The following is a 6,104-nucleotide window of genomic DNA, read 5'->3' on the forward strand; positions in this document are numbered from 1 at the left end:
CACGGAGCCGGCCTTTCGGCGTCTATGGGCAGATGCTAGCGCTTGCCCTTTTTGCGGGAGCCCTTTCCCCGGCCCTTGTCCGGATTTGGGGCGTAACGCTGGGCTACCTTCGGAGCCTTCTTCGCTCCGCTGCCGCGCCGGTCCGGCTTAGGCTCCTTCTTGGCCTTGACGGGCTGGGCGGAGGGCTGCCGGGAGCTCTGGGCAGTCCGCCCGCGTACGATCCCGATGAATTCTTCGATGACTTCGTCAGTGGAATCGGCAGGCCAGGCGACGGCGATTGCCGTGACGGGTGCCCCGGTGAGCCGCCGCGCCACGGTGTCTTTGACGTTGAAGTGCCGGGCCACGGACATAGGCAGGATCACCAGGCCTGCGCCGGTGGCCACCACCTGCAGCGCAGCCTCCGGGCCGCCCAGCGCGGTCACGTCCAGGAAGGCCTCCTGCTCCAGGTCGGCAAACGCCACTTCCTCAAACACCGAGATTTCGTGGCCCTTGGGCGCAACCACCACGGGCTGCTCCTCATACAGCGGAATCACGTTGAGGCCTTCACGCTCCACCGGGAGGCGGACGAAGCTGAGGTCCGCGGAACCGTCACGGAGCACCTCCACCTGAGCGCCGTCGTCCGACATAAACGCCTGCAAAGGGACGTCCAGCACACGTTCCTCCCAGCGGCGGATCCACTTACCGGGCGTCACTCCCGCCACGTAGGCGACGCGGAGCGCTCGGGGGGCGTCCGGCTCAGCCGGGTCGGCAGACCCTGCAGGACCGGTGTCTGTCTGGGGGGCGTTGTCGGTTGGCACGTCTTCACAGTACCGTCCGCCCGGATACCCTTGAAGCATGACCTCTGCAAACTCCCAGTCCATGAAGCCGGCCACCGTTGCCAAGAAACTTGGCATCTACCTGCCCGCAACACCGCAGGAGTTCCAGGAATCAACCATCACCCGAGCCGAATTCGCCGAACTCCAGGCCAACCCGCCGGAGTGGTTGGCCGAACTGCGCCGCAATGGTCCGCACCCGCGCCCCGTGGTGGCCCAGAAGCTGAACGTGTCCATCAGCGGGCTGTCCCGCGGCGGCGTTGAGGATGCGTTGACGACGGCGGAAATCACCGCGCTGCTGCAGGCTCCCCCTGCGTGGCTGGTCAGCGAGCGCGCCACCCACGCCGCGGTCCGGGCCGAAGCCCAGCGGGTTAAGGATGAAGCAGCCAAGAAGGACGCCAAGCGGGCCCGCGCCCAGGCAGAGTAGTCCGGCAGGCACTTAGCCTGGGCGGGGAACTCAATCCTGGTGCAGCTGGATAAAGTTGCCACAGCCGTCGTCGAACACTGCGCTGATCCCGGAGGGGTCTTCGGCTGGTTCGCTCTTGAAGCTGACGCCTGCCTTCGCCAACCGCTCATACTCCGCCCGCACATCCGGAACGCCAAAAACAATCGCAGGCAGGCCGGCCTCGTAGACAGCATTCATATAACTGGCGCCGATCGGGTTGTCGCTCGGTTCCAACAGCAGGCCGACTGAGCTCTGGTCCGCGCCGGGGTCCTTGATGATGAACAGGTTGTACTCGGGCATGGCCATCAGCGTCTCGAAGCCGAGCGTCTGCGTGTAGAAGGTATGGGCGGCGGTGGGATCCTGAACGTGGATGCTGCACATCTTGAGTCTCACGGTCCCAAGGTACGGTACGTGCAGCCGCCCCTGCCCCGAAAGCCCGCTATCCCCTGCCCCGCACTGCCGTAGCCATTGACCGGGGCGCCGGAAGGCGCTGGAATGGAAGGACCAGCCCGGCCTTTCCCGCCGGGCCTGTGGACGTGGAGGTGCAAGGTGGCGGCCATCGCAGAATCCCTGTTCCAGGGGGCGTGGATCCTCCTACTGTGCGGATCCGTGCTGGTCATCAGCGTCGCGGCCACCGTTTTCCAGGTCCGACGGCGGGCACTTGCCGTGCCGGACGGGGAACCTGAGCGTTCGGACCAGTTGTTCTGGGACCTCTTCCTTGGCTCAGCGGTTGCCCTGCCCGCCCTGCTCATTCCTGCCCTTACATCTGCTTGGGCGGGGCTCTTCCTCGCCGGTGCGGCCGTGGCTTCCGGTGTTGCTGCCTACCGGGGCAGCCCGCGGATGGTGGCCTGGCTGTCCCTTCGGCGCCAACGCCGGGAGTACCTGCCCCTGCACACGGCCGCGCAGGCCGAACACAGCGTGTTGCTGGAGCGCTGGCGCCGGTATGAGCTGGATCCTGCGTACTGCATCGACTACCCCGCCATGACGGACGTCAGGTTGCCACAAACCGCTGCCGTGATCAAGGCCATGCGCGAGGCTGAGCAGCTACGGGCCGCGGGGCACCAAGGGTACCCGCCCGCCGTCGAACGCTTCAGCCGCGCCCTTGCCGACGCCGAACGGGCGGCGGGAATCCCTGCCAGCGGACATTAACGTGGTGGGCGGCGCATGAACTGCTGTGTCGGAGCCGCTGGAGTCCCGCGGCGGAGCGCCGTAGCATCCCAATATGGAGCCTCAAGAAACGGAAGACCGCGACCGGTTCGGCAGGCGGCTGGAGGACCGTGGAGTCTGGCGCCAGGCCACCACGTTGCCGGCGGCAGGTGAACTAACGGCGCGCTGGCTCGAAGGGCACAGTGCATTCCAGCCTGGCACCTTCACGGCAAGCTACGACGCCGAAACTGTACCCATCGCCGTCGGGCTCGCTGCCCTGAACAGGAACGGGCTGTTTACCAGGGAGTCCCAGCCGGGGCTGCGCTCCCCCGGCCTTGCACAACGCCAGTACGTCACGGGCTTTTGCAGTTCAGAGGTCGCCGCACAACTCCTGGCCCTCTCCACGCGGTCGGAACTGGTCACCGTGGCCCACGCGCCCGGCGAGTCCAGCAGCGCAGCCATTCCGGTCACCCTGGACGGTGGCGAGGTGGTGACCGTCCTTGGGTCCAGCGAGAACCCCGTTACGGAGGAGCAGATCCAGGACTGGGCCGACGAAACCAACGACACACTGGCGCTGCTGCTCGCCGATTCCTGGTACGTGGAGATCCTGGACCCGTTCTGGGGCCGGGACGACGTGCTGCTGCCTGCCGTCCTCGGCGCCCTGAACGGTTTGTAGGCTCTACAGCTCTACAGTGCCGCTTTCGCCCACGCTCATCCGGCTGTGGGTGACCTTGGACTTGACCCACTGGAACACCGTCGCGGCGGTCCCGCCGGGGCTGGTCCAGTACTCGGCGGAGTCGGAATCTACGCGGAGCAGGCACACCTCGGGGGTATCCGGTCCGTCCGGGAACCACGCTTCAACAGCCTGGTTCCACATCTCGCGGATCTTGGCACGGTCCGTCACCACCTCGGCAGTCCCTGCGACCGAGACCCATTCGGTTTTCTTGCCGAAGGAAATGTTGACGCGCGGGTCAGCCCGGACATGGGCGACCTGTGAGGTGCCGAGGCCGGTGAAGAACCACATGTCGCCGTCGTCCTTAACTTCCTGGACCGCCAGCGGCCGGCTGACGAGGGCGCCTTCTTCGTTGATGGTGGTCAGCATTCCGATGTGGGAATGGTTGATGATGTCCGTGACCTTGCTGATGCTCTCGGTGTCAGTCATATTTCACCTCGTTCGTCTGCGTGCGGGGACGCTCCCCATCGGTCCAGCCTAATAGTAAGCATGCTTATATTCCAGCCCGCCTACTCCCCGCGTAGCTCAGGCGGGGACGGCCACCCTGGCTGCTTCGCAGATGCTTGCAGCAGTGCGCTGGCCCATCCGGATGGCGCCGTCGACGTGCTGGTAGCCTTCGGCGGCCAGGTCTGAGGAGGACCAGTAGATGGGTCCGACGGGGGCGTGCTGGTCCTTGCCGTAGCGGTGGAGGCCGCCGAGGTCGTAGCTGGAGGCGTAGGCTCCGCGGGTCCACTCCTCCGAGCCCCAGTCGGACTCGTAGTAGACCGCGGGCTCCAGCGCTTCGGCGCCCAGGAACCCGGCGATGGACTCCAGGATGGCGCTCCTGCGTTCTTCGGCGCCCAATTCGAAGACGGAGTCGGCCTTTTCGTCCGAGATGAAGCCCACCAGGGTGCCTCTGGTGTCGCCGAAGTTGGTGTTGTCGTAGACCTCCTGGACCAGGGATCCGGCGCCGAAGCAGGTGCCGGACAGGCCGGAGTTCCGCCAGAACGGCCGGCTGTAGACGGCGTGCACCTTGATGACCAGGCCGAGTGACTGGTGCTGGTGCATCTGGTGCTGACGGCGGGGCAGCGGCGGGTTGAAGGAGACGCGGGAGTAGAGGTTGGGTGGCACGGCCATGACCACGAAGCGCGCGTTGACGGTGGCCCGCTCCGAGACGACGGTGACGCGGTGTCCGCCGTCGGCGTCGGGCTCCCAGTTGATGGTGCGCACCGGGGAGTTAAGGACGACGTCGTCCCCCAGCTCCTGCGCGAGCAGCAGTGAGACCTGCTGCATGCCGCCGACAACGCGACGGTCCAGGATGAAGTCCTCGTCGGTGAGGTGGGTGAAGGAGCCCGCGGACGCTGCCATCAGCACGGCCTGAAGGGCGGAGAACGCGTGGGCGGGCTTGGTGAGCATACCGCCGGCGATGAAGAGGCCTATGTTGTTGCAGGCTTCCTCGTTGGCGGAGTGCTGCCGCAGCCAGTGGTGGAAGGAGACGGTGTCGAGTTCCCGCGCCTTGGGGTGGGCCCAGGGTTCGGCGGGGCCGATCTCGGAGGCGAGCCCGTCCAATAGGGCGATGAGCTTGTTCATCTCGGCTTCGGTGTCCTGGTCCACGGGGAAGGAGTCGCCGGTGTAGCGGACGGGGACGCCGTCTTTGCCGATATACATTGAATGGCCCTCGCGGTACCGGGGGTAGGTCTGCAGATTCAGTTCCTGGAGGAGGTCCAGGAGCACGGTCTGGTCCGGCGAGACCCACTGGCCGCCGATTTCGAGCATGGCGCCGTCCACGGTGTCGGTCCAAGTGCGGCCGCCGACGCGGCCACGTGCCTCAAGGACGGCGACGGTGAGACCGGCCTTCTTGAGTTCGCGGGCTGCGGTGAGTCCCGAGGGTCCGGCTCCAACGACAACGACGTCGCGGTTCAGGTTCAGCATGATGTCCTCTTTTGGTTTCCTTGGTGACGGGAGCCACAAAATGAATGGCGTTCATTTAGTAGAACTATAGCGGCTCGCGGCAGGGACCGGAAGTGCAGGATGGAATAATGCTGGAGACCCACCAGAGAAAGGGCAGTAATGCCGGCAGTACCAGCCACGCAGGGACGCTCCGCCGGAAACACCGGTGCCAGGAGGCGTGCGGGGCGACCGTCGGCAGCGCTGCTGGACAAGGCCGGGATCACCGCGGCCGCGCTGGAGCTCATCAACCGCAAGGGCTACGACGGCCTCACGATGGCGGGCCTGGCCAAGGAGCTGGACGTGGCGCCGTCGGCCCTCTACAACCATGTTGCTGCCAAGCGGGACGTCCTGCTCCTGGTGGAGGACCACCTCACCTCGCTGGTGGATGTGTCGGATTTTGACTCGGCGCCGTGGGAGGAAGCAGTGCGCAGTTGGGCGTGGAGCTACCGCAACGTCTTTGCCGAGCACACACCGCTGATCCCGGTTATTGCCGTGCTTCCGGTGACTGACGCGCCGCAGACACTGGCCATGTACGAGACCGTGAGCAAGGGCTTTCTCGACGCCGGTTTCCCGCAGGAGCGCGTTGTCTCCGCGATTGTGGCGCTGGAGTCCTTTATTTTCGGCTCTGCGTATGACGTGACGGCACCGGAGGATATCTTTGATTCCGGATCGATGGCGGGGTCCACGCCCCACTTCACCGCTGCCGTGCGGAGCGCAGCTTCTCGGCGGGCCTCTGCGCGCCCGGCCGATGTTGCCTTCGAGCTGGGGCTTGAGGCGCTGATCTCCGGGCTGGGCGCACTGCGGGGGTAGACGCTCGGGCGGCAGGGCAGACCAGGAAGAAGGGATCGCCAGTGAACTTGGCCGTGCTGTTATCCGTTGGGGCTGCAGGGGGCCAGCGGGGCTGGGGCGGGCGTGGATGCGGCCAGTGAGCGGATCTTGGCGATGAGGGCTTTGGTCGCGGGGTCCTTTTCCAGCCTGGCGATTGTTGGTGCTGCTGCTGCTTGGAACGCAGCGATGCCCTCTGCGGGTGCCGTGAAGA

Annotated in this window: 8 protein-coding genes; 4 read left to right on the plus strand and 4 right to left on the minus strand. The window is 66.0% G+C overall.

Going from position 1 to position 6,104, the window contains the following annotated elements; genetic code table 11:
- Nucleotides 1-35: 35 nt before the first annotated feature.
- Complete coding sequence (locus tag CXQ88_RS18620; RefSeq protein ID WP_258062000.1) at nucleotides 36-872, minus strand: LysR substrate-binding domain-containing protein; 837 nt, start codon at nucleotides 870-872, stop codon at nucleotides 36-38.
- Here CXQ88_RS18620 and CXQ88_RS18625 point away from each other — a divergent pair.
- On the plus strand, nucleotides 835-1,239 hold the full coding sequence (locus CXQ88_RS18625) for a DUF5997 family protein (protein ID WP_104045614.1): 405 nt from the start codon (nucleotides 835-837) through the stop codon (nucleotides 1,237-1,239). The two genes, CXQ88_RS18620 and CXQ88_RS18625, sit on opposite strands and share 38 nt — an antisense overlap.
- Nucleotides 1,240-1,269: 30 nt before the next feature.
- On the opposite strand, the gene CXQ88_RS18630 is transcribed toward CXQ88_RS18625, so the two are convergent.
- Nucleotides 1,270-1,638 (minus strand): VOC family protein, encoded by a 369-nt coding sequence (locus CXQ88_RS18630; RefSeq protein WP_181037604.1) that lies wholly within the window; start codon nucleotides 1,636-1,638, stop codon nucleotides 1,270-1,272.
- A gap of 168 nt (nucleotides 1,639-1,806) precedes the next feature.
- Here CXQ88_RS18630 and CXQ88_RS18635 point away from each other — a divergent pair, with 168 nt between their 5' ends.
- Entirely contained in the window at nucleotides 1,807-2,406 is a 600-nt protein-coding gene (locus tag CXQ88_RS18635) for a hypothetical protein (RefSeq protein ID WP_104045627.1), read from the plus strand.
- A gap of 73 nt (nucleotides 2,407-2,479) precedes the next feature.
- Nucleotides 2,480-3,079 (plus strand): DUF6919 domain-containing protein, encoded by a 600-nt coding sequence (locus CXQ88_RS18640; RefSeq protein ID WP_104045616.1) that lies wholly within the window; start codon nucleotides 2,480-2,482, stop codon nucleotides 3,077-3,079.
- 3 nt (nucleotides 3,080-3,082) lie between these two features.
- Here CXQ88_RS18640 and CXQ88_RS18645 read toward each other — a convergent pair whose 3' ends face one another.
- Nucleotides 3,083-3,565: a pyridoxamine 5'-phosphate oxidase family protein gene (locus CXQ88_RS18645; RefSeq protein ID WP_104045617.1), complete on the minus strand. Its 483-nt coding sequence runs from the start codon at nucleotides 3,563-3,565 to the stop codon at nucleotides 3,083-3,085.
- Between the two features lie 96 nt (nucleotides 3,566-3,661).
- Nucleotides 3,662-5,047 (minus strand): flavin monoamine oxidase family protein, encoded by a 1,386-nt coding sequence (locus CXQ88_RS18650; RefSeq protein ID WP_104045618.1) that lies wholly within the window; start codon nucleotides 5,045-5,047, stop codon nucleotides 3,662-3,664.
- Nucleotides 5,048-5,185: 138 nt separating this feature from the next.
- On the opposite strand from CXQ88_RS18650, the gene CXQ88_RS18655 reads away from it, so the two are divergent.
- A complete protein-coding gene (locus CXQ88_RS18655; protein WP_104045619.1) occupies nucleotides 5,186-5,875 on the plus strand; it encodes a TetR/AcrR family transcriptional regulator in 690 nt (229 codons plus the stop codon).
- The last annotated feature ends 229 nt before the right edge of the window (nucleotides 5,876-6,104 follow it).

It is taken from the genome of Arthrobacter sp. ZGTC412 (assembly GCF_002929215.1).
Taxonomy (GTDB): domain Bacteria; phylum Actinomycetota; class Actinomycetes; order Actinomycetales; family Micrococcaceae; genus Arthrobacter.

Excerpts from the sequence above, each read along its gene's own strand:
- CXQ88_RS18625 (WP_104045614.1), top strand. The coding sequence starts at position 835 with ATGACCTCTGCAAACTCCCAGTCCATGAAGCCGGCCACCGTTGCCAAG.
- CXQ88_RS18640 (WP_104045616.1), top strand. The coding sequence starts at position 2,480 with ATGGAGCCTCAAGAAACGGAAGACCGCGACCGGTTCGGCAGGCGGCTG.
- CXQ88_RS18630 (WP_181037604.1), bottom strand. The coding sequence starts at position 1,638 with ATGTGCAGCATCCACGTTCAGGATCCCACCGCCGCCCATACCTTCTAC.
- CXQ88_RS18655 (WP_104045619.1), top strand. The coding sequence starts at position 5,186 with ATGCCGGCAGTACCAGCCACGCAGGGACGCTCCGCCGGAAACACCGGT.
- CXQ88_RS18645 (WP_104045617.1), bottom strand. The coding sequence starts at position 3,565 with ATGACTGACACCGAGAGCATCAGCAAGGTCACGGACATCATCAACCAT.
- CXQ88_RS18650 (WP_104045618.1), bottom strand. The coding sequence starts at position 5,047 with ATGCTGAACCTGAACCGCGACGTCGTTGTCGTTGGAGCCGGACCCTCG.